Below are 26040 nucleotides of genomic sequence, written 5' to 3'. Positions count from 1 at the left end.
GGAACGGGCTGGGATCTGCACGAACTCCGGCACTGCGGCCTGATCCACCTCGGGGAATCCGGAGCCGGCCTGCTGGAACCGATGGCGAAATCCCGGCATCGCAAGGCCGAGAACCTGCGCCGCTACTTCAAACCGTCGCCGCAGGCGATGCGCGATCTGACCGCGCTGCTCGGTCCGGGAGGCGACCGCCGACGCTGAGCTGCGTCGTTTCCATATCCGTTGTTTTCTCGGCGATTGCAACCGGGGCCCCGGTCAGACCATGGCGGCGCGCGGGACCTTCAGCCCGATCGCGGTCGCTCCGGCGAGTTCGCGGGCGGTGTCGTAGTCGAAGACCACATGCCCGCTCAGCACGTCGACATCACGTTTCAGTCGCTGCATCGGATGATCGCTGAAATGCACACTCGCGCCGGAGGCGTACAGGAGGTCGGCGATGACGGACCGGGACTCGCGCACGATATGCGCGGCGGCCAGCCGGGCCTCGGCCCGGACCGGTACCGGCACCGGTGTCCCGGCATCGAGCAGTGCCTCGATCTCGGCCACCGTGGCGGCGAGTAGGCCGTGCAACGCCCGCAACCGGACCCGCGCCTGCCCGAGATGGGCCTGGGCCATGGGTTTGTCGCGCTGGCGGGTGCCACCCTCGTAGAGGATACGGCCCTCGAGCCGGTCGGTGAATAGCTCGGTGGCCCGTTCGGCGGCGCCGAGAGCCGGCATGGATGCCGCCAGCGACAGTGCCGGCACCAGGGGCCACCGGTAGGTGGTGGCGTCGTGAACCCGGGCGCCGGGGGTGTTTCCGCCGTAGATGTCGAGGACCCGCACCAGGCGGTGTTCGGGCACCAGCACATTCTCGACGACCACGTCGTTGGACCCGGTCGCGCGCATCCCCTCGGTGTGCCAGACGTCCTCGATCACCACACCGTCGGCGGGCAGCAGTGCGAGGGCGAGATAGAGCTCATCGGTGGGGCCACAGAGTGCGCCCACCATGATCCAGTTCCCGCTCATCACTCCGGTGGCCCAGGACCAGCGGCCCGACAACAGCACCCCGCCGTCGGCCGGGAGGCCCCGGCCGGTCGGCGCCAGCGGCGCGGGGCACAGGAAGGGCCCGCGACCGTATCCCTCCTGCTGGGCGGTTTCGGGAAAGAGGGCGAGCAGCCAGTTGTGCAGTGCGTAGAAGCCCAGTGTCCAGGCGCTGGACACACATCCGTGGGCCATGCGGCGGATCGGGTCGAGAACAGCGGGAAACTTCTCCTCCCGGCCACCGAACCGTTTCGGCACCAGCGCGCCGAGAAATCCCGAGGCCGCCGCGTCGGCGATCGTCTCGTCGGGCAGTCTGCGCGACTCCTCGGCCGCCCGCGCCCGCGCGGCCAGTGCGTCGACAAAGTTCTGATCGATTCCGAATGCGCAATTCGACCCCGCCGCAACCATATTCGCCACGCTAACATACCCAAAAGTATGTCGCAGGGTTCCCGGAGAACCCGTCCGCGCGGCAACACATACCGGCAAATACTGGCATTCACTGGACTTCCCTGGAATTGCCCCCTACATTTCACCCCATGCCCACCGCCGAGGCGCTCGAAGCGCGCATAGCCGAGTTACGCGCGCAAGTCCGCCGGGCCGCCGGATCCGGCGACCGGACCGCGGCCCGCCGGTTGCGCGCCGAACTACGCGCCGCCGAAATGGAATGGGACGCCGCTGTTCTCGGGACACCGGAACAACCCGCACCGGCCCGGCAGCCCGCCGCGGCGGTACCGGTCCGTGAGCATGTACACCGCGCGCTCACCCTGCTCTCCGTCCCCGCCGCCCCGAAACTGGTTCTCGCCGTGCACGACGCGTTCTTCTCCGGCGAACTCGTACCGGCCCGGCTCACCAGCCTGCGCCGCGACGAGGAGCGCTCCTTCCGGGCGGCGCCCTACGCTCGTCCGTACTACATCTGCGCCGCCATGACCACCGACCTGCTGGCCCCGGCCCGCGGCCTGCTGGCCGTGAGCACCTGGCCGTCGGCGCAGCGTATGGTCGGGCCGTTGAGTCCGCGGGTGGACCTGCTCACCGGAGCCATCCGGTTGGCCCGGCACATGACCGACCACGGATGTACACCGGCCGGGCAACGCGTGCTGTGGCAGCTGGCGGTGTCCATCCCCGGCGCGACCGACGGGAAGAACATCGACCCGGAGGCCGTGCGCGCGGCCGCGGAACGCGAACTAGAGGTGCACAGAGACGACGACACACAGCAGCGGGCCGACGCCGCGGAGCGGGCGGTGCGGCAACTGGCGGATCCCGCGGCGCAATTGTTCGGCGTTCGGCTCGCGGTAGCCGACCGGCGACGGAACGAGGCCTGAGATGACGCTAGCGGAAAAGACACTGACCAACCGGCTCGACGAATTGCGCGGCGACGCCCCGGCCACCCGGCACAATGCCCGGACCATCGCCGCGCTCACCGCCAATCCGGGCTGCGCGCGCCGGGCGTTACTGGACGCCGCCGCGGTGGACAAGACCGTGATCGCCCGGGAACTCGGCTTCCCGCCGAAATTCGGTCAGTCACCGTTCGCGATCACCCGCGGCAACAGCTTCGAGGCCATGGTGAAGGCACACGGCTGTGCCGAACTGCTGCGGCTGCTCAGGGAAGAACTGGGGCTGACCATCCCGGAGGTCGGATACCACGATCTGGAGACCGTCGGCGACAACGCGAGCAATTCGGTGCGCTACCAGCGCACCAAACAGCTCCTGGGTCAGGCGCTGAGCTCGGGCCAGGGCACCCTGTTCGACCATCCGATGCTGCGCTTGGAGATCGCCGGCGCCACCGCCTACCTGGAACCGGATGTGGTGGCCCTGCAGATCGGTGGCCTGTTCCACGTGGTGGAGATCAAATCGTTCGCCGTCGTGGACGGGCAGGCCGATCCCGCGCAGGTCGCCTCGGCGGCCCGGCAGTCGGCGGTCTACGTCCTGGCCATGCGGGAGCTGCTGCGCGAACTGGGGCAGTCCCCGGAACTGGTCGCGCACAACTCGATCCTGGTGTGCGCCCGGGATTTCACCAACCGTCCGACCGCCGCCCTGGTGGATCTGCGCAAACAGCTCGCGGTGATCGGGCGCCAGCTGTCCCGGCTCACCTCGATCGACACCCTGCTGGATCTGGTCCCGCCCGGCGCCTCGTTCACACCGGGTGACGGGCTGCCCGGCACCGTCGCGGCGATACCGTCACGCTACGCCCCGGAATGCATGTCCAGCTGTGAACTGGCCTTCGCCTGCCGCTCCGAGGCCCGGACCCAGGGGTCGGTGGACACCCTCGGGCGCGGGGTGTGCGACGACCTCGGCGGTATCGACAACCTCGATACGGTGCTCGCCCTGGCCGAGGGCACCCTCGATCCCGGTCCCGAACACGCCGATATCGCGGAAATGCTGCGCCGGGCGCGAGCACTGCGCCTGGAGGTCGCCCGATGAGCGTGCTCAGCGCGCTGGCGAAAGTGACCGCGGCCCGTAGCGGCCGCGCCGAGCCCATCGCCGACCGGCGGCACTACCACCTCTCGGATCGTCCTCTCGTGCTGGTGCCGCTGCGGCTGGCCGGTGAGGCCGCGGCACCGCTGGCGGTCGCACTCGGCTCCTCCCCGCACGACGCGACCGTACTGATCGTGGCCCAGCCGCGCGACCGGGTGCTGCGCCTGCGATTCATCGAACACTTCGCCGACCGGGTGCTGCCCTATATCTCGTCGTTCTGTGAGGACGCCGAGGAACTGACGGTGAAATCGACCGGCGAGGCCTACCTGCGCTACCTGGACGCGCCGCAGCTGCTGGTGCCCAATCCCGGCGGCGCCGAATTTCTGCGCCTGCTGGGCCGGTCGGTGCGGTTCCATCGCACCGAGGGCGACAACGCGGTCCCGGAATCGCTTCCCCTGCTGGGCCGCTGGCTCACCTGGTTCGGTGACCGCTCCGATTTCCCGGGCTCGAGTGTGTGCCTGGCGATGACCTCCGTACTCACCACGCACTGGGCCTCCGGACAGTCCGCGCTCGAGGACGGTAATCTCGCCGCCCTGCTGGGCTGGATCGATCCGCCCGCCGGGATGACGGGACCGGAGGCCGCGGCCCTGGCCGAGGATCCGCTGGCCTATCCGCCCGCCGGCCCGGCCACCGACCCCGGCTTCGACAACGAAGAGCTGGCGCCCTTGATCGCCGCCTACGACGGCGCCCAGCACGAATGGGCCAAAGTCGTGGCCACCGAACGGCTCGAGCAGGCATTGCGCGGGCAACTGGAACCGACCTGGCAGCTGATGTGGCGGGCCGTGGAACTGCTGCGCGCGCTGCCGGAAGGCGCGAGCGTGGCCAAACGCTGGACCGACGATCGCGCCGCGTTCTCCTGGTTCGTGGCCGATATCCCGGAGGGGTATCCGCAGGCCCGCCGCGATTCGGCGGTCTCGGCCACCCGGCGACTGCTCAAACAGGAACAGGCGCTGGACACCTTCCAGGCCCAGCGCGCCTTCGACGATCCCCGGGTCCTCATCGAATACCGGCTGGTCGGTGAAGCCTTCCAGGGCACGGTCAGCGCCTGCGAACCCGACCGGCGGGCGAAACCGAAATCGCGCGAGGTACCGCGCCCGTATCTGTGGGTCCACACCGCCGACCCCTTCCGGGCCCGCCCCGGCGAAACGCTGATCCGGATCGACCGGCCCGCACAGAAAGCCGAGGTCGTCGCGGTGGACGAGGATGTGATCCAGCTGGAGCTGATCAGTGGGATGGGGCAGGGCAAGAACCCCGCCGCCGGTAGCGTCCCCGAAGAGGGCGACGCGATCGGTTTCGCCCGGTTCTCCCCCACCGGTTTCGGCGGCCCGCCCGCCAAACTCCCGCCCCGGGAGGAGACCCCGTGGACCCACGGCGGACCGCCGCCAGAACCCACCCTCGAGCTCGCGGAGGAATGGTCGTGAGCACCGCGGACGAGGTGGTCGGCCGGATCCTCGCCGACCTCGACAATGCCGCCCATCGTGCCCTGGTGGTGGATTCACCGCCGGGCGCGGGTAAATCCACCCTGGTGGTGCGCGCGGCCCGGCAGCTGGCCGCGGCCGACGACGAACAGCGGATGATCGTGGCGCAGACCAACGAACAGGTCGACGACCTCATCGATCGGCTCGCCACCGCCGACCCCGGCCTGCTGATCGGGCGGTTGTCCGCCGGCGACTACCGCCGCAGCGCGCGGATCGACCGCGACAATGTCGAGGTGGCCAACCGGCCCGCCGATCTGGAGAAATGCGCGATCGTGATCGGCACTGCCGCGAAATGGGCCACCCTGGACGAGGGCCGCTGGTCGTATGCGATCGTCGACGAGGCCTACCAGATGCGCTCGGATATGTTGCTGCGCATCGCCAACCGGTTCGAACGCGGCCTGTTCGTCGGCGATCCCGGCCAGCTCGACCCGTTCGCCACTGTCGACGGTGACCGCTGGGCGGGTCTGTCCTGGGATCCGACCATGAGCGCGGTGGCCGTGATGCTCAATCACAATGCCGGTATCCCGGTGCACACGCTGCCGGTGTCGTGGCGGCTGCCGCCCTCGGCGGCCTCGGTGGTGTCCTCGGCGTTCTACCCGTTCGCGCCGTTCGCCGCCGGGACCCGGCCCGAACAGCGCCGGCTCGAATTCACCACCCGCGGGCTGCGGGGCCCGGTGGACGACGTCCTGGACGAAGCGGCCGCGCACGGCTGGGCGTACTACGAACTTCCCGCGCGGCATACACTGCGCACCGACGGCGAAGCCGTGGCGGCCATCGCCGACCTCACCTGCCGGCTGCTGGAACGCGGCGGGGTCGCGCATTCCGAACACGGCAGCCGCGGGATCGACGCGACCCGTATCGCGGTCGGTACCGCGCACCGCGACCAGGCCCAGGCGGTACGCGACGCACTGGCGGGAACGGTGGCGGAAACGGTCACCGTCGATACCGCGAATCGGCTGCAGGGCCGCGAATACGACGTCACGGTCATCCTGCATCCACTGTCCGGCCGCCGCGACGCGGGCGCGTTCCACCTGGAGGCCGGGCGGTTGTGCGTCCTGGCCTCACGGCACCGGCACGCCTGTATCGTCGTCGGCCGGGCCGGGATCGGGGAACTCCTCGACGCGCACCCCTCCGCGGAACCGGTCTACCTCGGGGTGCCGGTGAAGTTTCCCGACGGCTGGGAGGCCAATCAGGCGGTGCTGGGCAGGTTGGCCGAACATCGCATCGCCGCGCCGGTCCATGCCCGGTGAGCAGGGCCGCGACTCGCGGCACCGGTGGAACCGGAAGGCCCTCGCCGATCCGGCGGCCACTGCCCGGCCGGGCCCGATCGCCGTGGTAGCAACACGGGCCGGTCTGCCAGGACAGTGACCGATTCCACGGGTGCGGTCGCCGACGTGTCGCGCGGCCTCCGGCGACCGGTTCTCGTCCGATGCGGTTTCACGCCGGTGGGGAGGCCACACAGCGTGGTTTTCCGAGTTACCCGGTCGGCAACAGTGGCCCGGACAGCCGTGACGGTGACGGCCCGCATGCTCGCCGCCCTCGAGTGCCGAATCCGCACGCCGGAGTCCGGCCGGTGAGCCGATGGCCTCGATGTCACCGCGAAGCCGTGGTCGGCACGGGCAGCACCCGCCCCGTGGAAGGAGCCGGTCCCCCGCGCCTCGTCGCCGGCATCCGGTTGCGCAGCGATTGCCGTCCACCGGCTCCCGGGGCACTATGGCGGGATGCGAGTCCTCATCGAGCTCCGCCCCTCCCCTGAACTGATCTCCGCCGCAACGGATTCCGCGTCGAGAATCTCCGCCACCGCGCTCACCGGTGAGGTCCCCGGTTTCACCGTCGACTCCGGCTACGGCGCCGTGTCCGTCCCCGCTGCCACGACGGCCAGTGATACGCGCGGGGGCGGCGGCTCATATGTGGTGCGCGGTGAGATCCCCGACGACGACCCGGCCGCCCGGGCCGCGGTGGCGGGCGCGCCGGGCGTGACGGGAATTTTCGCCGACCCGGTGATCGAACCGGTACTCACCTGTGGTGATACCGGCCCGGTCGGCACCTGGACCGATGTCGCCGCCCGGCTCGGCCGCGACGAGCTCACCGCCGCCGGACTGACGGGTGCGGGCGTGGCCGTGGCCGTGCTGGACACCGGGATCAATGCTGCGGCGGTGCAGCGGGCCGCCGGTGCCGCGATAGCGATCGACCCCACCCGGAGCTGGAACCCGGCCGGGGTCCGCGGCACCGCCGGCGAATTCCCGGTCGACCACGGCACCATGTGCGCCTTCGACGCGCTCATCGCCGCACCCCAGGCCACGTTCCTGGATATTCCGCTCCTGCAGAGCACGCGTTCCGGCGGCAGCCGGATGGACGGTCTGCTCTCCGACGCGCTCGCCGCGTTCGCCCATCTGCGGACCGTGCTGACCGCGCAGCCGGCGGACCGCCGGGCCCTGGTGGTCAGCAACAGCTGGGGTTCGTTCGCACCACAGTGGGATTTCCCGGTCGGCGACCCGGGCAACTACTCCGACAACCCCGACCACCCGTTCAACGTCATCGTCGCCGGTCTGGACGCGGCGGGCGCCGATATCCTCTTCGCCGCCGGAAACTGTGGACGTGACTGTCCCGACGGACGCTGCGCCTATCCCGATCGACCCATCACCGGAGCGAATTCGCATCCGGGTGTGCTGTCGGTCGGCGGTATCGACACCGGTGGTCAGCGGGTCGGGTACTCGTCGCAGGGTCCCGGCCGGCTCGCCGATCACAAACCCGACCTCTGCGCCTACACCCATTTCCTCGGTTCCACTGCCTTCGGCGCCGACGCGCCGGATACCGGCACCTCCGCCGCCTGCCCGGTTCTCGCCGGAGTGGTGGCCGCCTTCCGCACCCGATGGACGGCGACCGAGGTACCGCCGGCCCGCTTGCGGGAACTGTTGCGCAGCACCGCGGGGGATCGGGCGGGCGCCGGATTCGACTACGACTACGGGTACGGCATCGTCGAACCCGAAGCCCTGCTGGCGGAGCTGCAGAAGGCGGCGGCCCGCGCGTAGCCTGGGGGAATGCCGCTACTGACCGTCTCACTGCCCCCGGGGTCGGGCCTGGCCGACGCCCTGCGGGAGCTGGGATTGGCCGAGGACGAAGTCGACCGTGAATACGGTCTGATCGCGGTCGACCCGGATACCGGCCGGTTCGCGCTCCGGGTGGCCGCGAGCGCGGCCGCCCGGCTGGCCACCGGTAGCGCGGCCACGGTGTTCGCGGACCCACCCGTAGAGCCGCTCGGCGACGCCGGGTCCATGGGGCGCGACGAACCCGGCCGCTGACCGAAAACCGCTCGTCCGCGCGTGATTCCACCCTCATCCCCGCCGGTGGGGTGCTGTGATCGGTCACCGGATGTGATATCCGTAGCTCGTGGAAGGTGTGGAAGGTACAGAGTTCGGTCGCTACCGACTGCTCGATCCACTGGGGGCGGGCGCCATGGGGGAAGTACACCGCGCCTACGACACCGGGACCGAGCGCATGGTGGCGGTGAAGGTGCTGTCGCGTGAATTCGCGCAGGACACCGTGTATCGCCGGCGTTTCCAGCGGGAAGCCCAGCTGGTGGCCCGGTTACACGAACCGCATATCGTGCCGATCCACGATTTCGGCGAGATCGACGGCCGCCTGTTCCTGGAGATGCGCCTGGTGGAGGCCCCCAACCTGGCGTCGCTGCTCGCGGACAAGGGATCGCTGCCCCCTGCCGAGGCCGTCGCCGTGGTCACCCAGATCGCCGCCGCCCTCGATGCCGCACACGCCGGCGGGGTGGTGCACCGGGACGTGAAACCCTCGAACATCCTGATCACGGCGGAGGGTTTCGCCTACCTCATCGATTTCGGGATCGCCCGCAGCAGTCAGGACACCACCCTCACCCGCGCGGGCACGATGATCGGCACGCTCGCCTATATGGCGCCGGAACGACTCACGCTGGACGAGGTCGACGCGCGCTCGGATGTGTACTCCCTGGCCTGCGTTCTCTACGAATGCCTGGCCGGTACGAAACCGTATACCGGCGAGAGCGTGGAACGGCAGATCGCCGCACACCTCACCGAACGGCCGCCGCTGCCCTCGGCCGCCGGTCTGCCGTCCGCCTTCGACGCGGTGGTCGCGCGCGGACTGGCCAAGGATCCGGACCAACGCTACGGGTCGGCCGGTGAGTTGGCGGCGGCGGCGCGGCAGGCGCTGGTCCCGTCCGGTCTGCCGGTAACGGGCACACAGTCGGCCGGCACCGCGCCGGAGAACGACCTGCCGGCCGACGATCCGCAGCCCGGCGATCCTCCGGTGACCGATTCGCGCGCACCCAACCCACCGATCGACAACACATCCGACCTCTTCGCACGACCGGACACCGGAACGCCCGTCATCACGCCGGCCGACGACGCACCCACCGGCTTCTTGCCCGCCGAGAACCCGCCCGGCAGCTTCTCTCCGGCCGACAACCCACCCGCGGGCGCGGGCTTCTCACCCGCCGACAACCCGCCCAGCAGCTTCTCCCCAGCCGACAACCCACCCAGCAGCTTCTCCCTGGCCGACAACCCGCCTGCGGGCTTCTCACCCGCCGACAATCCACCCGGCAGGTTCCGACCGGGCGACGACCCACCCGGCCTCGCCCCGCTCGCCGGCCGCTCGTTCGCCCTCGATACGCCGAACGACCACCCGCCCGCCACGCGGTCCCGTACCCGTGCCAAGACCGCGGCTGCGGTAGCCGCACTGCTGACCGCGATCATGAGTGTGTCGGCACTGGCCCTGACCCGGGAGGGCACCACCACGGTCACCGACGCACCGGTCCCCACGATGCCGTCGCGCGTACCGGCCACGGTCGCGCCGGGCGATCCGGCAGCCGAGCTCGCGCCCGCCCCGGCGCCGGGCCCTCCCGGACAAGAGCGGCCTTCGGAAACCCATACGGCGCCGATGGTTCCATCCGCGCCCCCGGCCGCACCGGCGACCACTGTCACCGAGCACACACCCACCACCCCCGCCAGTGAGCCGGTGGACGAGGAAACGCCCGCGCCTGCCGAACCTCCGCTGCCGACCACGACTGTCGCCGCACCTTCGACCACCACCACGACCGAGCCGACCGGCACGCCGACCTCCCCCACCACGACCACCGACCCCGGAACCGGCACGCCGACCACCACCCCCTCCACCGGCGAGACCACCACGACGACGACCCCGCCGGAAACCACCGGCACCGGCGAAGAGACGAGCGCCGCCGCGAGCAGCGGGACCAGTGAGCAGCCGCGGCCCCGAGGCAGCGCGATCGCCACATCCTCCGGCCACGTTCCCGCCACCGCTTCCCCGGCGACTCCCCTTGTCACCCCCGCCCCGGCCTCCACCTCCGCACCGATCTCCCCGCCACCGGGGTCTTCCCAGGTGCCGAGGTAGGAAGTGGGCTCACTCGCCGAAGTGCTGTGTTTTTTGGCGGCGCCTTCGGCGCCGCGGGGTTGAGGCCCCCTTGTGTCTCGCCGTTTCGGCCTCGAGACTCGCGGCTTCGCCGCATGCGCTTCGAGGCCGAAACGGCGAGACGGGCCTCAACCCTTTGAGGTGTCTCGTAAAACTCGACGCATGTGGGTTGTGTCGGCATTCGAGGGCCGGAACGGATGCCGACTCGACCGCCTGCGTTCCATCCGCCCTCACGAACAGCAACTTCCTCATGCTCGGCGCCGGGTAGAAGCAAGTGCGCACTCCGCGCCACACTGTGGCCGCGGCGCCCGGTGGACCGGCGGAACGCGAGCGAGACACGCAGCAACCGACGAAACGAACGCGCGGCAGCCGTCGATACGACCCCGCCGGCACGCGCCGAATATCGTTGCGAACAGCAGAGCTCCGAAACGGAGGTGGTGATGAGCACGGAACCGGTGGGCACCGAGCGCCGGGCGGTGGTCGTGGGTGCGGGAGTCGCGGGGCTCACGGCCGCGATCGCGTTACGGCAGCGCGGCTGGCGGGTCGAAGTCCTGGAACGGGCCGTCGAGGTGGAACCGGCCGGTTCGGGACTGAGCCTGTGGCCCAACGGGCTGCGTGGTCTCGATGTGATCGGTGCCGGCGGCGCGATCCGCCGGCAATCGCTCGCGGCGACCGAGGGTGGGATGCGCGATACCGGCGGCCGCTGGCTGTCCCGCACCGATATCGACGCCCTCCGCGACCGCTACGGAGATCTGGTGGTGATCCACCGCAACCAGCTGTCGGACATTCTGCGCGCCGTGCTCGGGCCCGGCTCCCTGCGATTCGGGTGTGCGGTGCAGGGCGTCGAGTTCACCGGTCGCGGTGTCCGGGTGCGGCACAGCAGCGGAACCAGCGAGGCCGATCTGGTGCTCGGTGCCGACGGGATCAACAGCACGCTCCGCGCCACGTTGTGGCCGCGGGCCCGGCGCCCGGTGTATGCCGGGTACACGGCCTGGCGGACCATCGTCACCCCGGCCGAGCCGGTACTTTCCGGCGGGGAGACCCTGGGTCGCGGGCAGCGTTTCGGTATCGCGCCGCTGCGCGACGGCCGCGTGTACATGTTCGGCACCGCGAACCTTGCCGCCGGACAGCGTGATCCCGGCGGGGAACTGGACGAGTTACGCCGCCGATTCGGCAGCTGGCACGATCCGATTCCGGCCCTGCTGGCGGCGGCCGATCCGGCGGCGATACTGCGGCACGATATCTACGAATTGCCGTCGCTGGACACCTATGTGCGGGAACGGGCGGTGTTGCTGGGCGACGCGGCCCACGCCATGACCCCGAACCTGGGCCAGGGCGCGAATCTGGCCGTCGAGGACGCGGTTACCTTGGCGGCCGTGCTCGACCGGACGCCCGATATCGCCGGTGCGCTCGGCGAATACGACCGGATCCGCCGCGCCCGGGTACAACCGCTGGCCCGGCTGTCGCACCGGATGGGCGCCGCGCTGCAACTCGCGCTGCCCGGAGTGGCGCCGGTGCGCGACACCGTGCTGCGCCTGCTGCCGGACGCCGCCGCCCTGCGCGCGCTGGGACCGGTGCTGTCCTGGGCGCCGCCCGCCTGAGCCGCTACACCCATTCCTTGCGCGCCAGCTCGAGGATTGTCGGATGCATGAGCGTCGACGGCTGTTCGCCGGTGTCCCGGCGATCCGGCGCGAAGATCGTCGCGGCCGGCAGGCTCGATTCGTCCAGCGACCGCAGTGGGGCCGGCGGGTCCAGCGCGAGTCGCGGCTCGGGGTCACGGGTGGCCTGAACGAAACCCCAGTCACCGAAACTGGGTACGTCCACGTGATACGGCAGGATGTGCAGGCCGGAGGTGCGGACAGTGGCCGCGATACACCAGTACGAATGCGGGGCGAAGAACGGCGAACCGGCCTGCACCACCATGGTGCCGCCGGGGGCCAGTACCCGCGCGGTCATCGCGTAGAACTCGGTGGAATAGAGCTTGGCGATGGAGGTCTGGTCCGGGTCGGGCAGATCGACGATCACTGCGTCGTAGTCGGTGTCGGCGGTCCGCAACCAGGAGAACGCGTCCGCTGTGACCACCCGAACCCGCGGATCGGCGAAGGAGTTCCGATTGAGTTCGGTGAGCCGTGCATCGGTGCGGGCCAGTTCGATCACGGCCGGATCCAGTTCGACCAGCGTCACCGACTCCACATCGGGATATTCCAGAATCTCGCGCAGTGCCAGCCCGTCGCCGCCGCCGATCACCAGCACCTCACGGCGCGGCCCGGCCAGGGTCGGATGCACCATCGCCTCGTGGTATCGGTACTCGTCCACCGACGAGAACTGCAGATCACCGTTGAGGAACAAGCGGGTGTCCCGGGTTCCGAACGGCGACACCGATTCGGTGAGCACGATCTTCTGGTATTCGGTCTGCCGCTGCCAGACGATCGGATACGCGAACAGGGCCTGCTGGGCGGTGGCCTCGAACCGATCGGCGTAGACGTAGCTGCCGACCAGTACCGCCGCCACCAGCAGGGTCACCGCGCCGAGGGCCGCCTGCACCGGCCGGGACAGATCGGCGCGGAACCAGATGAGTACCAGCGCCAGGCCGGCCACCGCGTTCACCACGCCGACGATCAGACTGCCGCGGATCTGCCCGAACACCGGCAGCAACAGGAACGGGAACGCCAGACCGCCGAGGAGGGCGCCCACATAATCGGCGGCGAAAAGGTCGGCGACCGCGCTGCCCGCCTCCTGTTTGCGAATGCGCTGCAGCATTTCCATCAGCAGCGGGATCTCGGCGCCGACCAGGGCCCCGATCACACAGGAGGCGGCCACCAGCGCCGCGGTGTAGAGATCGAGCCAGGCATAGGCGGCGTACAGGCCGAGCACCGAGAGGCCACCCACCAGCGCGAGTGCCAGCTCCACCACCACGAAGGCCACGGCGGCCCGCTGCCGCAGCGGTTTCGCGGCCAGCGCGCCGACCCCCATCGCGCAGACCATCACGCTCAGCGTGATCGATGCCTGGGTGGCGGTATCGCCGATCAGATAACTGCCCAGCGTCACCAGGGACAGTTCGTACACCAGTCCGCACGCGGCACAGACGAATACCGTGGTGAGCAGGGCCGCCCGCGCGAACCGTCCGGTCACCGGCGCCGCGGTCCCGTCGGCGCGGCCGGTCTCGGCCCGCCCGTCGGCCGCGGGCCGGGCCACGGCGGTGCCGGTAGCGGAGTCCTGCGGTGCCAACTTACGTGAGAGCCGAGGCGACCACGGCCGCGACGGCGATGTGCACCGCCGCGCTCACCCACACACCCGGATGCAGTTCGGGCTCGTTCACCACACCCCGGAACTCGCCCGGAGTGGTGAATTCCAGCAGCAGGAACGCCAGCGCCATCGCCACCAGACCGATGACCCCGTACACCGCGCTGGTGACCAGCGCCTGCCCGATCGCGCCGTCGGAGGTCCAGATGGCGGTGGCGACGATGATGCCCACCCCCAGCATGTTCGCGGCGACCAGCAGCGCGGCGTTGCGGTTGCGTTCCACCCAGATCTGATGACGCAAATTGCCCGGGGTGAGCACATCCACCAGGACGAACCCCAGCACCATCAGGACGATCCCGAGGCCGGAGTAGGCGGCCGCGGCACCGGCGTTCGCGGGCAGGTCTTCGAGCATTGTTTCCTCCTGGGAGTGGATCCGGATACGCGGGCGGCGGCTACTTTCCGTCGCCGGAACCGCCACCCCGGAAGCCGGTGTTGTCGCTGGGCCAGCCGAAGACGCTGACCGCGCTGTGGTGCCGCCGGTGCCCGGTCCGGTAATCGTCGAGCAGGACCTTGGCCCCGGCACCGTTCGGGGAGATCGCGATGATGTCGTCCCGGTACTGCAGGTACGTGGTGGCACCGGCGGTGCGCCGGTCCAGCTGGCGCACCCCCGCGGTGATGTCATCGGCCGTCGCCACCGGCGACTTGTTCGATGTGTACGCGGTTCCGTTGTTCGCTTCATCGAGCTTCGGCGCGCGTGTGTAGTGCGACCCGATATAGGACCGGACACCGACATCATCGTCGTCATCGGACCCGCATCCGGCCAGCACCGTCGTGAGGATCACGCAGCACGCAGCGAACAGCCAGGACTTACGACTCACAGCAAACCTTCCCCCGTCCGGCGCACAGACCCTCCGGTGCCGCAGCTATCGCTCAGTTCGACGACTGCGGGTAGATCATAATCGCACTCCGGTACAGCACCTGCCCGACTGCGGCTTCCTTTTTGCCCGATTCGCCGAAATCCTCGAAGGAGAGCCGGGTACCGTCCGCGGCAGTGTAGTCGTGATAGGCGACGGTTCCCGGAGAGGTGAGGCCGGTGGTCGCCTCACTGACGTACTGAGCGCGCCCCGACTCGTCGAGCCGGAACGTCTTCCCGTCGTGCTCGATCTCCGCCCCGCCCGCCGCCGGGACTCCGGGCGTCTCGGTCCACAGCACCAGCTCGAGATCCGGGTCCTCCTCCACCGACAACCATTTGCGCGTACCACCGGCGGTATCCAGCAGATGCTCACTCCACTGGTAGCCGCCCTCCTTCAGGCGCAACGAGCCGCGAACGGTGTAGGTCTCGCCGAAGATATCGACGATATCCCCGGCCTTCAACGCGCGCGGATCACCGCGCAGCGCATCGGAATCCTTGTCGGCGAACGGGTCCACGGGACCGGCCGCGGCGGGAGGCTCGCTCCTCTTCCGTACCAGCAGGAACAACGCGACCCCCGCCACGACGAGCGCGACGACGAGCAGCACGAGCAACAGCGCGTTGATGGCGGCCTCCCTCTGACGATCTCAGCGGAGACTAACACCCGCCACCGCGGCATCCCGGCCGGCCGAGCGCGATCGAGGCGCTCGGCCGGTCGTATCACGTCGCCTGGGGCTCCTTCGGTGCTTGGACCGAGGGTGGCGTCTGCGGCGTCTCGAGGGTGACCTTCGGTTCCGGCAATTCCGTCGGCGCGCCGGGAGCCTGCACGTCCGCCTCTCCCAGCCCCTGGGGACGGAGGAACTGCACGAACTTGCCGTGGCCCAGGTTGTCGAGATCGCCGTTCTGGTCCAGGCGGGTGAGAACACCGTCCTTCCAGTACTGCGGACCCGTTCCGTCGTTGATCACGACGGCACTGTGGTTCTCCCACCGGACCACGTCGCCCGTCTTCAGGTCTCCCTGGACGGCCTCCCAGGTACCGCCCATATCCTGCGAGGCCTGTGTGCCCTCGTAGGCGGTGAACGCATTGAGCGCCGGGTTCCCCTGCTGCCGGGTCAGCGCGTCGGAAACCGCCTGCGGCACCTGGATCGTGGTCTTACCGTCGGGCATCTTGTAGTCGACCATCGCGCCGGGCGTGGTCACGACCGGCGGAGCGCCGGTATCGGTGGGCGCGGTGACGGCCGGCTGCACGCCGGGACCCTGATCGGTCCCCACCGGAGCGACACCCGGCGACTGCTGACCGGGAGCGGGAACCTCGCGACCCTGCCCGCGGGGATCGTCCTTCTCCTTGTCCTTGTCTTTATCCTTGTCGTCCTTGTCCTTACCGTCCGCACCCTGCGGGTTCATCATTTGAGAAAGCAGCGGGAGCATCGCGAGGCTGCTCATATCCGGAGCACCGCTGGTCGGCGGGGCCTGGACAGCGGGCTGGGCCTGGGTGGCGCCACCGGTGGTCTGGCCGCCCGAGACAGGCTGCCCGTTCACGCCGGTCGGTGACTGCTCCCCGTCGGTACCGGTGGTATCGGAACCGCCCGTCTTGTCCTTGGTCGTGTCGCCCAGGATCTGGTCGTACTGTTTGTCCAGGTCCTTCAGCGCTTGCTCGCTGTTGACCGGAGTGTTCGCCGGGGCATTGGCGGGCGGATTCACCGGAGGATTCACAGGTGGATTCACCGGAGGATTCACAGGTGGATTCACCGGAGGATTCACAGGCGGGTTGGCCGGCGGATTCGCAGGCGGGTTGGCCGGCGGATTCGCAGGCGGGTTGGCCGGCGGATTCGCAGGCGGATCGGCAGGCTTGTCGAACCCTTCATATTGCGACTTGACCGGCGCAATCGGGTAATCGAGATCAGCGACGGTCTCGGCGAAACTCCATACTTTGTCCGCACAGTAGACCACTGCATCTCGGATTATCTTATATATCGGGCCTTCTTCCGATATATTCTGGATGCCCCCGTCTTGATACAGCGTTGTCATGGACGAGCCACCATGATAGCCCTTGACACCGGTCTTGGTCTGCTCCCAGATATCCTCGTGCGCAGCCTGGATATGATCGTACATATCGCGGTAGTAGGTGTCGTTGAGGCTGGTTACTTCGCCGGTCAGGTCTTTCAGCTTCGAGTCCAACGACTCCCACATCTGCTCCAGGCCGGCGACGGAAGTTCCCGCAGCATCATAGGCTTCCGTGGTCTCACCCGCCGAGTTCGCACCGCTCTTCAGATCGGCATAGAAATCCGTCGCCAGGCTGTCGTCGTATTTGGTTTTCGTTCCGCCCGTAGTCTTCTGATCGGGGTCTCTCAGGTACTTGAGAAACTCAGGGTTCTTCGTATCGCCCGAATCCACGGCACCCATCTGGTCCATGACATACCTGAGCACCATATTGGAGATGTGCACGTACCCTTTTAGTTCATCGGAAAGGTCACCGGGTATATCCCTGAACACCAAGGGGAACTTGGAGAACTTATCACCTTTTTTGGGCCTGGCATCGGCACCCAGGAACTCGAGCTCGGCTGTCTTCGCTTTGTTGAGGTCGGCATACCAAACTACATTGTCCGCACCTTGGGAAAGATTTCCGTCCCAATTGTCGGGCATCTTCTTGTTTACGGCAATGAGTTGACCGTCGTTGGTGAGAACGAACTGGGCGGCCCCCTGATCGTCTTCCCAGTCGTCTTCGCCCGCTTCGCCTTCGGTTCCGTTACCCTCGGATGATGCGGTCCAGACGTCGTCATCGTCGTCACCACCGCCCAGCAGCTTCAGGCTGTGCTTGCCGCCCTCACCGGTCCACCCGTTCGGCGACCATTCCCATCGCTCTTCGGTGAACTTGATCCTGTCGCCGCTGCTGTCATTGTTGGATATCGTGTTGACGACGGTATCCGAACCGACATGCTTGGTGACGACCTTGCCGTTTTCGACCCCCAGTTTGTACTCGCCATTCGGCGAGAACAACCACTCCCCCTCCTTGAGTTCATCCCCTGGATTCAGAGTTCCATCTTTTTGGTCACCCATAAGTCCATACCTCGGTCAAGGCGAGAAGCCGGAATCTACTCTGGATCCGAGAGAACGCCACCCCGAATCCCGGGACATCACGAGACACCGCAGCGGCGCGGATCAGGTTGGAATCGTCCCGGCGACCCCGGAAGCACCACTGCCGTCGGACGCTTCGAAATGACCGGCACCCGTGATGGCCGCATCGCCGATCCCGTGCCGCTTGTCGCCCGCTGTGGTGAAGCCCGCCTCACGGCCTCGCACATGCTCACGCGCATACACGTTGAACGCATTGGCCGCCTTGCCGTACTGATACTCCAGGCTGCCTTCCCACTCGGGGTCGCCCCCTGAACGCTGGTAGTTGACGTCACCCACAGCATGGTTGCCCCCACCCTGCCGACGTAGGCCGTCCGGCTCCTGAGCAACTTTCTTGGCCACAGCGACAGAACCTCTCCGATGCCGACAGTTTCATCCATTCTCGGCCATTCCCATTCATGGGGATGGCGACGGCTTCAGTGCGCGCCGCCGAACTCGGCTTTCTCCAGCAGTTCGTACTCCGCTCGAGTCGGGAGACCGAGCCGATCGGCAAGGCGAGCGCCGACCGCGGTGGCCATCAGTTCGACACGGCGGCCGGCCTGCGATTTCAGACGAGCCAACCGGGCGACCCGGACTATCTCCCGAGCCAGCCACTCGTCCGTGTTTTCCCAGACCTCGTCGTCCAAGTGCAAACCAACGATCAAGCCGCTTCGATCACAGGCTACGCCGACGGAGTAGTCGGGGTTGAAAACCTCGAATCTGCCGGGGTACCGGCTCGCGTCCGGCTCGGACTCACCATCGCTCGACACGCGCGATCCCCTCACAACCTCGTAGTCGGCACTCCCGAACACCGTGCCAGGTCAAGGCTGCCGCTTCGGTGCCGGCCACGTTGTTTCCTGAATCGTGATCTGCCGCTGACGGAAAGCATCCACCGTGCTGTCCCGCACGGCCGACATGATCTCGGAGACCAGTTCGCCCCGCTCGGAAGCAGCAACTGTACCGGGGGCGATATAGAGACTGGTCAAGCGACCCTCCCCGTCCACCTCGGGAATGACACGCCCGCTGGGCGACGGGCGCCGGGCGCGAATCTTGTCGATCTCGTCGAACATGTCGTCGACAGCATGGACGAGAGTCCGGGCAGAGTCGAGCGCCGCAGCAGTGTCGGGATGCAGCATATGAGCCCGGCCCCAGCCATTCGACACAGTGACTCCTCCCGTCCAGACCGGCCAGAGATCAAATCTGGCATATTCCGCGTAGACTTCTCATCACTGGGAGTGTTCGCGTTGCGGCGGGTCGGTCCTCACCTGTCCAGACTCGAATGCGCCGCCGGGTTTGGTGGCCAGCAACATTGCTGTGCGGTGGCCACTCGCTACGAACTCGGGCGCAGTGAACCCCAGTTCGCGCAGCGCCGCGGCATACCGGCGAACATCGACGGCCGCGGCCGGATCGCCGGGCTTCCGCCTCCGGAGACGCTGAGTCAGGGCATATGCCCTTCGAAAGCGGTCGGAAAGGTACGTGTCGGCGATCAGTATCCGACCACCGGGCTTCAGCACCCGCCACATCTCCGCCAGAGCGGCCGTCCGATGTTGTTCAGGGATATGATGCATCACGAATGTGCAGGTGATCACGTCGAATGCCGCGTCGGGCAAAGCGAGTTCCTGAGCCGTGGAGCGAATATACCGGTGTCGCGAGTCTCGACGCCGATTGTGCGCAATCGCCTCGCCCGAAGGGTCTACGCCCGTAGCGGTTCCGCCCGGCCCGACCCGTCGGCCGAGTACACGCACGAGTTTCCCGGGTCCACAGCCGATATCGAGAGCGTCCTGGCCCGGACGGACGCCGCTGCGGTCGGCCAGTTCCCGCAACAGCAGGCTCTGCCTGCCGAGGAAGAAGACCGTTGTGAACAAGTTGTATCGCCGCAGGCCGGACAACACAAGACCGGTTTCCGCTTCGTCGACGAACATGGGGGTGCGTGCCCGCTGGTCTGATCTCATGAGTCGATCGTCGCCGCGGCGGTAGTCGTCGACCAGACTCAGATGCGCAGGATCCGTCCGATTCCGCACAGATTCACGAGACTGTTCAAGTGGCACGGAGCACCGAGAGGCGAGGAACGTGGAGGCACCCGACCGCCGGGTCCGCAAGACCCGCAACGCCCTGCACCGGGCGCTCATCGAACTGATGATGGAACGGCCCTACGACCGCATCACCGTCAGCGATGTGATCGCGCGGGCCGATGTCGGGCGGTCCACCTTCTACGCCCACTACCGTGACAAGGACGATCTACTGGTGGTGAGTTGCGCCGAGCATCTGCGCGCGGAGATCGCTCGTTCACCGGATCAGGGGCGGTGGGCGCCGGTACGGGTGATGCTGGCGCTCGCCGCCGGGTACCCGCAGGTGTACCAGCCGCTGATCGGACCCAAGGCGTCCAGCACCGCCCTGCGCGGCTATCGGCACAGTGTCGCCACGATCCTGCGCGAGCATTTCGCCGAGCGGCCCGGCGCGGAACTCGACGATCTGGGTGTGACGACCCTCTCGTGGGCCCTGGTCGGCCTGCTCACAGCGGTCACCGATCCCGTGGCTCCGGTCGCGCCCGACGCGGCATGGCGGCATTTCCAATCGCACTACCTGAACCCGCCGCCGGGCTCACCGTCGTGAAATCAGATCGGGCATCGTGAATTCGGGCCGGACAAGAAAAACGGGCCCCGGCCGCAGTGGCGGAAGAGACCCGTTCCGGATGGGATCACCCGGGCGGGGCCCGGTCCGCTTCTTCACGATCCCGAGCCGAGCGCCCCCCACCTCGGCCCGGTCAGGCCGTGGCGCGCCGGATGGTGACCCGGGCGCCGATCAGCGCGGCCAGCGCGACCACGGCCGGTAGCACCACCATCGGCACCACCCGGGGCGCGTCGACGAACCAGGAACCCACCGCGGGCCACCAGCGCTGCCAGGTCACCAGAATGGCGGCGAGCCCGCCGGCGAGCAGGAAGATCGCACCGGCCGTGTAGAGGCCGGTGACCCGCCAGCGCTGGTAGACCGCGCCGAGAAACAGGCTCACACCGGCGACGAGCCCCAGGAACGCGACATAGGTGGCCAGCTGGGTCAGCCGGTTGCCGGTGAAATCGGCCGGGAGCCCGAACATCTCCATCCGCACACCCCACCCGTCGGTATGGTCCTCGATGACGGCCAGAACCCACAGCAGCAGGGAGGTCGCGCCCACCTGCGCCGCGCCGACCAGGACGGTGGCGTTGAAGAAGTCGCGGCGGGTGACACCGAGGCCGAGGGCGAAGGGGAAGGTCTGGGTCATCGCGCCCATGTAGAAGGCCATGGTCACGCCGAGGATCGAGTAGACGCTGCCGGTCGTGTTCGACTCGGTGGGATCGATGAGGGCGAAGATCACCCACGGGATCACGAAGGCGGCGACGAGGATCGCCAGCGGCCAGGCGATCAGCAGCGGCCAGGCCACGGTGTGGATCCGCGACACCTGCAGAGCGCGGGCGATCATGAGTTCTCCTTGCCGTGCAGGGGTGTGGTTTCGACGATGAACTGCTGCAACGAGACCGGTTCCACCAGCAGGCCCAGCGTTTTCGCGTGCCGGGTGTCCGTGGCGTTGTCGGTGGTGCGCAGCAGCACCCGGCTCTGGGTGCCCAATGATTCGCGGCGCAATTCCGGCCTGCCCGCGACGAAACGATCGATATCGGAGGTCGGGCCGGAGACCGTGAGGGCGCCGTCGCGCATCTCGTCGGCGGACGCGTCGGCGACGAGCCGGCCGCGGTCGATGAGCAGTACGTGTTCGAGCAGGTCGGCGACCTCGTCGATCAGATGGGTGGAAAGCACGATCGTGCGCGGATACTCGGTGTAGTCGGCGAGCAGCCGGTCGTAGAAGAGTTGCCGGGCCACGGCGTCCAGGCCCAGGTACGGTTCGTCGAAGAAGGTGAGCGGGGCGCGCGAGGCGAGACCGACGATCACTCCGAGCGCGGAGGTCATCCCGCGGGAGAGCTTCTTCACCTTGCGGTCGGTGGGCAGATCGAAATCGCGCACGAGCTCGCGGGCGAAACCCTCGTCCCAGTCGGCGAGCAGGTGCCGGGCCGCTCTCAGCACGTGCTCGACCTTGTAATCGGCCGGGTATGCCTGGCTCTCCTTGATGAACGACACCGACCGCAGCACCTCGGCGTTCTCGTGCGGCACCGCGCCGTTGATCCGCACCTCACCGGCGGTCTGGAACATCTGACCGGTGAGCACCTGCATGAGCGTCGTCTTCCCGGCGCCGTTGCGGCCGAGCAGACCGTAGATCGTTTTCTCGCGCAGATCGAAGGTCACATCGTCGAGCGCGGTGACCGAACCGAAGCGCATGGTCACCCCGCGCGCTCGGGCGAGTACCGCGTTGTCGAGTGCCGGGTCGATGAAGGTGGTGCTCATCGGGTCCCCTCCCGTTGGTCGAGCAGGGTCTTGAGTTCGTCGATGCCCATACCGAGCTTGTCGGCTTCGGCGATGAGCGGGTCGATGTACTGCTGGGCGAAGCGCTCCTTGCGCCGCAGTCGCAACGCCCCGCGCGCACCGGCGGTGACGAACATTCCGATCCCTCGTCTCTTGTACAGAATCCCGTCCGACACCAGCTGGTTCAGACCTTTGGCCGCGGTCGCGGGGTTGATCCGGTGGAAGGCCGCGAGCTCGTTCGACGACGGTGCCTGCGCTTCCTCGGGCAGCGATCCGTCGACGATCGAGTTCTCGACCATCTCCGCGATCTGCAGGAAGAGCGGCTTACCGTCCGCGAGCACGTGCCCTCACCTCCTCGGGTTGAGTGGTTCATTACTCATGTAATGAACCATATAACCCCCGTGGGTGGCTCGCAAGACAGAATCGTCCGCCCTGGTCGGCCCGGCCCCGGTCGGCACAGGTCGGTCGACGACTTCGCGTCCGAGTCCGCCGCTCGCCGGCTCGAGCGCGCACTCGACCCGCCGACAGCCGTGCCGCGCCGTCGCCGGCAGCGGAATCCACAACGAAAACCCCTGGTGGCGCTACGGTGAGCAGGCGAATCCATCAGATCGACTGCAGGGGGTCGAATTGCTGTCACGCCGGGAGTTTTTCGCCGCCGCCGCTCTCGGGGCCGCCACCGTGGGGAGCGGTGGCGCACCCGCCCGGGCCGTTCCCGCTGTCCTGCCCGGGCAACGGGAGTACCGCACACTGACCATGCGCGGCTACAACCGGCGCTACGTCGCCCGGCCACGGCAGATCCATCTACCGGCCACCGCGCAGGACGTCCGGCAGGCCGTCGCGAGCTCGGTCCGGGACGGTCTGCGTATCGCCGCCCGCTCCGGCGGGCATTGCTTCGAAGATTTCGTGGACAGCGCGGACACGAAGTCGCTGATCGATCTACGGAGACTGGACCGGGTCGACTGGGACGGCGAGCACCGCGCCTTCTCGGTGGGCACCGGACTCACCCTGGAGAGGTTGTACGCGGAACTGGCCCGATGGAACGTGACCGTGCCCGGCGGGATCTGCCGGGCCGTCGGGGTCGGCGGACATATCAGCGGCGGGGGTTACGGCCCGCTGTCACGCAAACACGGCGTGGTGGCGGATCATCTGTACGGCGTGGAAGTGGTGACCGTGGCGCGCGACGGCAGCGTCGGCCTGGTCACCGCGACCAGGGACGGACAGCACCGGGATCTGTGGTGGGCCCATGCCGGCGGGGGCGGCGGTAATTTCGGGATCGTTACCCGCTACTTGCTGCGCTCCCCCGGTTCCGATGGATCCGATCCGGCGGCCGCCCTGCCCCGGCCGCCGGATTCGATGTGGAGCACCACGCTCATGCTGCCCGTGACCACCGAGGATTCGTTCGTCCGGTTCATGACCAACTACCTCGACTTCTACGCGCGCCACCGCGAACCCCGGCAACCGCTTCGACGGCCTGTACGCGCCGATCAGCTTCCGGCCGAACCTGACCGGGCTGGGCGAGATGGTGATCATCCAGGCCGGCGACGGTGCCGATGCCCGGGGACGGCTGGACGAGTTCGTGGCGACCGTCTGCGCCGGTGTACTACCCGGTGCGGTCGTCGGCCCGGTGGTCGAGCGGTCCTACGCCGATACCGTCGCACATGTCTACTACGCCGGCACACCGGATCCGCCGCGGGTCAAGACCAAGGCCGCGTACCTGCGCCGGCCCTACACCGCCGATCAGCTGCGGACCTGCTACCGACATATCGTCTCACCGGCGTTCGTCGGCGAATCGTCACTGGAATTCCTGCCGTTCGGCGGCGCCGTCAATGCCGTCGCGCCCGATGCCACCGCCATGCCGGCCCGTGACTCGTTCATGAAGATGCTCATCCACGCCGCCTGGCGGCTGCCCATCGACGACGAGCGGCACATCGGGGTGGCCCGGCAGCTGTATCGCGAACTGTACGCCGGTACCGGCGGAGTGCCGGTACCGGACGACGACAACGGCGGCAGTTATATCAACTACCCGGACCCCGACTTGGCCGACCCGGAATTCAACCGTTCCGGCACCCCCTGGCACACCTTCTATTACGGCGCGAATTACTCGCGGCTGCAACAGGTGAAAGCCCGGTGGGATCCCGGCGACGTATTCCGGCACCGGCTCTCGATCGCGCTGCCCTGAAACCGCCTCAGGTCAACGCGAGCACACGGCACGGTCCACCGGTGCCACCGACGTGTTTGGGCGCGCCGACGACCACGGTGGCGCCCACCGGCGGCGCCGCGGCCAGGTTGGCGAGCAGTTCGACGCCGTAACGACCGGAGTCGAGAATGGCGGTGTGGGCACCGAAATCCGGGTCGGCGGCCCGATCGAGGCTCAGGGTGTCCACACCCACCCCCACGATCGCCCGCTCGCGCACCAGGAACTCGGCGGTATCCGCCGCGAATCCCGGCGCATGCGGTGTTCCCTCGCTGTCGAGGTTGACGAAGGCGCCGGGTATTTCCAGCCGTCGCTCCCAACCCGAATACATCGCCACGAAGGCCCGCTCCGGGATCCGGCCGTGCCGGGACTCCCAGACGCCGATATCGTCGGTGGTCACCGCCGCGTCCACATCGGTGCCGGACCGGTCGCTGATATCGATCACCACCAGCGGTGCGACCAGATCACGCGCGGCGAGCACATCGGTGGACTGCGCGCCGCGACGGTGCGTCGGCGCGTCCACATGTGTGCCCGTGTGCTCCCAGTACGCCAACACGTTCTGGTCGAATCCCCCCGCGGCTTCCCAGGCCACCGGGACCATCGAGAACGGCGGGACTCCCGGCCACGTCGGGGTCCGTGCGCTGAGCGGGTGGGTCAGATCCACGACCCCGCCGGCAGCGGCGCGGGCGGGCACCGCGGGGACGACGCCGCCCAGAATGACCGCTGCCCCGGCGGTCCGGAGGAAAGCACGCCGACCGGGACGGGGCAGGTCCTCGGCTGCCGCACGCAGGTCTCGGATTATTCGTGGTGCGCACATTTCGCGGGCAGCCTATTCGAACCCGGGCCGATAGGGCCGTATGCCACGCGCGATCACGGAAACCCGCCCCGGCGGATTTCCGGCCTCTGCTCCCGTTCAGGCTTCGAGTAGCCGCCTCACCGGCGGTACCGCGCTGTGACCCGGTTGCGCGATTAGGCCGCCTTGTCGGCACGGCGGGGTAGATTCGCCGGCGTGACCGAGGATCGTGGACCTGTCTTCGACGGGGTGAGGATCGGCAGACCGGCGACCGGCGCGTTGATCGACGCGGGATACCGGACAGTCGCCGAGCTACCCGAACACCTCGACGAGTTGCTGCCGCTGCATGGCGTAGGGCCGCGGGCGATAGCTCTGCTGACCGAGGCACGCCGGGCCGCACGGTGAGCCCGGGTAACCGGGGCCGGCTCGCGCGGGTTCGGGTGGTTGCGCCGGGAGCCGTCCCCGATCCGGCTGTCCGGCTCCGGCCGCTGTAGCCGACCGTCCCGAGGAGAACTGCCACAGCTCGGTGGCGGGAACCAGGCGCCGAGTCAGTCGGTACGCCGGAAGGAGAGATCCGGCCAAGGCGGGCGCCGCAACACCGCGAGAGCGGCGATCACGGCGGCGAGCAACCCGATCCACTCGCCCAGCTGCGCGATCCGGTTGACGTCCACCGCGGGAACCCAGGTGGCCGCGCTGTCACGAACCACGAAGATCCCCGCGGGCCGCATCGCCGAACCGGGGAAAGCGCCGCGGCGCGAGACGGTGATGACGATGGCGCCGTCCGCTGTCTCGAACGGTTCGCCGTAGACCGGCGCGGCATCGACCGCGGCCGCAGCCGATCGTTCCCGTATCACCAATATCCGACTCCGATCCCTCGTGCCGATGGGCACCGTGACGGTGCCGCGGTATCCGGAAGACTACGGCCGGAATGCGTACGCCGGGGCCGATCCCGGTGTCGGGAACGATCCGGGAGGGCGCGATCGCAACCGTCGGAGATATCGGCGTTGAACTCGTCCGC

General features: G+C 68.5%; 27 protein-coding genes and 1 pseudogene. 12 read left to right on the top strand and 16 right to left on the bottom strand.

Going from position 1 to position 26040, the window contains the following annotated elements:
* Positions 1-252: 252 nt before the first annotated feature.
* On the bottom strand, positions 253-1422 hold the full coding sequence (locus ON38_RS07940; protein WP_039823636.1) for an acyl-CoA dehydrogenase family protein: 1170 nt from the start codon (positions 1420-1422) through the stop codon (positions 253-255).
* A 128-nt stretch (positions 1423-1550) separates the two neighbouring features.
* Here ON38_RS07940 and ON38_RS07935 point away from each other — a divergent pair, with 128 nt between their 5' ends.
* From ON38_RS07935 to ON38_RS07900, 8 genes are all read left to right on the top strand, one after another.
* Positions 1551-2333 (top strand): hypothetical protein, encoded by a 783-nt coding sequence (locus ON38_RS07935; RefSeq protein ID WP_039823608.1) that lies wholly within the window; start codon positions 1551-1553, stop codon positions 2331-2333.
* A gap of 1 nt (position 2334) precedes the next feature.
* On the top strand, positions 2335-3432 hold the full coding sequence (locus ON38_RS07930) for a hypothetical protein (RefSeq protein WP_039823607.1): 1098 nt from the start codon (positions 2335-2337) through the stop codon (positions 3430-3432).
* Positions 3429-4907, top strand: a complete 1479-nt coding sequence (locus ON38_RS07925; RefSeq protein WP_039823606.1) for a hypothetical protein — start codon at positions 3429-3431, stop codon at positions 4905-4907. The genes ON38_RS07930 and ON38_RS07925 overlap by 4 nt, the downstream gene beginning before the upstream one ends.
* Positions 4904-6214: an AAA domain-containing protein gene (locus tag ON38_RS07920; RefSeq protein WP_085995365.1), complete on the top strand. Its 1311-nt coding sequence runs from the start codon at positions 4904-4906 to the stop codon at positions 6212-6214. The genes ON38_RS07925 and ON38_RS07920 overlap by 4 nt, the downstream gene beginning before the upstream one ends.
* Before the next feature lie 471 nt (positions 6215-6685).
* On the top strand, positions 6686-7996 hold the full coding sequence (locus ON38_RS07915) for a S8 family serine peptidase (RefSeq protein ID WP_039823604.1): 1311 nt from the start codon (positions 6686-6688) through the stop codon (positions 7994-7996).
* A gap of 9 nt (positions 7997-8005) precedes the next feature.
* Positions 8006-8266: a hypothetical protein gene (locus tag ON38_RS07910; protein ID WP_051164484.1), complete on the top strand. Its 261-nt coding sequence runs from the start codon at positions 8006-8008 to the stop codon at positions 8264-8266.
* A gap of 97 nt (positions 8267-8363) precedes the next feature.
* Positions 8364-10364, top strand: coding sequence for a serine/threonine-protein kinase (locus tag ON38_RS37425; protein ID WP_245563960.1), 2001 nt, complete (start codon positions 8364-8366; stop codon positions 10362-10364).
* Positions 10365-10822: 458 nt separating this feature from the next.
* Positions 10823-11983 carry an FAD-dependent monooxygenase gene (locus ON38_RS07900; protein WP_039823632.1) on the top strand — a complete coding sequence of 387 codons (1161 nt, stop codon included), beginning with the start codon at positions 10823-10825 and terminating at the stop codon, positions 11981-11983.
* A gap of 4 nt (positions 11984-11987) precedes the next feature.
* Here ON38_RS07900 and ON38_RS07895 read toward each other — a convergent pair whose 3' ends face one another.
* From ON38_RS07895 to ON38_RS07855, 9 genes are all read right to left on the bottom strand, one after another.
* Entirely contained in the window at positions 11988-13577 is a 1590-nt protein-coding gene (locus ON38_RS07895) for a polyamine aminopropyltransferase (protein ID WP_083872400.1), read from the bottom strand.
* Positions 13578-13611: 34 nt separating this feature from the next.
* Positions 13612-14037 carry a DUF350 domain-containing protein gene (locus tag ON38_RS07890; protein WP_039823602.1) on the bottom strand — a complete coding sequence of 142 codons (426 nt, stop codon included), beginning with the start codon at positions 14035-14037 and terminating at the stop codon, positions 13612-13614.
* Between the two features lie 40 nt (positions 14038-14077).
* The gene (locus tag ON38_RS07885) at positions 14078-14503 is read right to left on the bottom strand and encodes a DUF4247 domain-containing protein (RefSeq protein ID WP_157181695.1); all 426 of its coding nucleotides are present in this window, start codon (positions 14501-14503) and stop codon (positions 14078-14080) included.
* 52 nt (positions 14504-14555) lie between these two features.
* Complete coding sequence (locus ON38_RS07880; protein WP_245563961.1) at positions 14556-15143, bottom strand: DUF4178 domain-containing protein; 588 nt, start codon at positions 15141-15143, stop codon at positions 14556-14558.
* Positions 15144-15255: 112 nt separating this feature from the next.
* Positions 15256-17592: a hypothetical protein gene (locus ON38_RS34005; protein ID WP_051164481.1), complete on the bottom strand. Its 2337-nt coding sequence runs from the start codon at positions 17590-17592 to the stop codon at positions 15256-15258.
* Between the two features lie 102 nt (positions 17593-17694).
* Positions 17695-18009: a hypothetical protein gene (locus ON38_RS07870; protein ID WP_157181694.1), complete on the bottom strand. Its 315-nt coding sequence runs from the start codon at positions 18007-18009 to the stop codon at positions 17695-17697.
* A gap of 74 nt (positions 18010-18083) precedes the next feature.
* Positions 18084-18458, bottom strand: coding sequence for a hypothetical protein (locus ON38_RS07865; protein WP_051164480.1), 375 nt, complete (start codon positions 18456-18458; stop codon positions 18084-18086).
* Positions 18459-18467: 9 nt separating this feature from the next.
* On the bottom strand, positions 18468-18809 hold the full coding sequence (locus tag ON38_RS07860; RefSeq protein WP_245563959.1) for a hypothetical protein: 342 nt from the start codon (positions 18807-18809) through the stop codon (positions 18468-18470).
* 63 nt (positions 18810-18872) lie between these two features.
* A complete protein-coding gene (locus ON38_RS07855; RefSeq protein ID WP_083872390.1) occupies positions 18873-19568 on the bottom strand; it encodes a class I SAM-dependent methyltransferase in 696 nt (231 codons plus the stop codon).
* A 148-nt stretch (positions 19569-19716) separates the two neighbouring features.
* On the opposite strand from ON38_RS07855, the gene ON38_RS07850 reads away from it, so the two are divergent.
* A complete protein-coding gene (locus ON38_RS07850; RefSeq protein ID WP_039823592.1) occupies positions 19717-20259 on the top strand; it encodes a TetR/AcrR family transcriptional regulator in 543 nt (180 codons plus the stop codon).
* 151 nt (positions 20260-20410) lie between these two features.
* Here ON38_RS07850 and ON38_RS07845 read toward each other — a convergent pair whose 3' ends face one another.
* The 3 genes from ON38_RS07845 to ON38_RS07835 are packed head-to-tail and all read right to left on the bottom strand — an operon-like array spanning position 20411 to position 22334.
* Positions 20411-21103, bottom strand: a complete 693-nt coding sequence (locus ON38_RS07845; RefSeq protein ID WP_039823590.1) for an ABC transporter permease — start codon at positions 21101-21103, stop codon at positions 20411-20413.
* Entirely contained in the window at positions 21100-22017 is a 918-nt protein-coding gene (locus ON38_RS07840; protein WP_039823589.1) for an ABC transporter ATP-binding protein, read from the bottom strand. Before ON38_RS07840 ends, ON38_RS07845 begins: the two co-directional genes overlap by 4 nt.
* Positions 22014-22334, bottom strand: a complete 321-nt coding sequence (locus ON38_RS07835) for a GntR family transcriptional regulator (protein ID WP_373281195.1) — start codon at positions 22332-22334, stop codon at positions 22014-22016. Before ON38_RS07835 ends, ON38_RS07840 begins: the two co-directional genes overlap by 4 nt.
* A 454-nt stretch (positions 22335-22788) precedes the next feature.
* Here ON38_RS07835 and ON38_RS37420 point away from each other — a divergent pair.
* A pseudogene (locus ON38_RS37420) lies at positions 22789-23160 on the top strand (FAD-binding protein); the annotation flags it as partial.
* On the opposite strand, the gene ON38_RS37415 reads toward ON38_RS37420, so the two are convergent.
* The gene (locus ON38_RS37415) at positions 23152-23565 is read right to left on the bottom strand and encodes a hypothetical protein (protein WP_245563958.1); all 414 of its coding nucleotides are present in this window, start codon (positions 23563-23565) and stop codon (positions 23152-23154) included. The pseudogene ON38_RS37420 and the gene ON38_RS37415 sit on opposite strands and share 9 nt — an antisense overlap.
* Here ON38_RS37415 and ON38_RS37410 point away from each other — a divergent pair.
* Positions 23555-24214 carry a BBE domain-containing protein gene (locus ON38_RS37410; protein WP_245563957.1) on the top strand — a complete coding sequence of 220 codons (660 nt, stop codon included), beginning with the start codon at positions 23555-23557 and terminating at the stop codon, positions 24212-24214. The two genes, ON38_RS37415 and ON38_RS37410, sit on opposite strands and share 11 nt — an antisense overlap.
* A gap of 7 nt (positions 24215-24221) precedes the next feature.
* On the opposite strand, the gene ON38_RS07820 is transcribed toward ON38_RS37410, so the two are convergent.
* A complete protein-coding gene (locus ON38_RS07820) occupies positions 24222-25046 on the bottom strand; it encodes a cyclase family protein (protein ID WP_039823583.1) in 825 nt (274 codons plus the stop codon).
* 192 nt (positions 25047-25238) lie between these two features.
* On the opposite strand from ON38_RS07820, the gene ON38_RS07815 reads away from it, so the two are divergent.
* Positions 25239-25427, top strand: a complete 189-nt coding sequence (locus ON38_RS07815; RefSeq protein WP_039823581.1) for a helix-hairpin-helix domain-containing protein — start codon at positions 25239-25241, stop codon at positions 25425-25427.
* Between the two features lie 143 nt (positions 25428-25570).
* On the opposite strand, the gene ON38_RS07810 is transcribed toward ON38_RS07815, so the two are convergent.
* A complete protein-coding gene (locus tag ON38_RS07810) occupies positions 25571-25876 on the bottom strand; it encodes a hypothetical protein (RefSeq protein ID WP_373281194.1) in 306 nt (101 codons plus the stop codon).
* Positions 25877-26040 lie beyond the last annotated feature (164 nt).

The organism is Nocardia testacea NBRC 100365, assembly GCF_000308775.1.
GTDB lineage: Bacteria > Actinomycetota > Actinomycetes > Mycobacteriales > Mycobacteriaceae > Nocardia > Nocardia testacea.
Note: the sequence above shows the minus strand (reverse complement) of the source record. Positions and strands in the feature narration are given on the sequence as shown.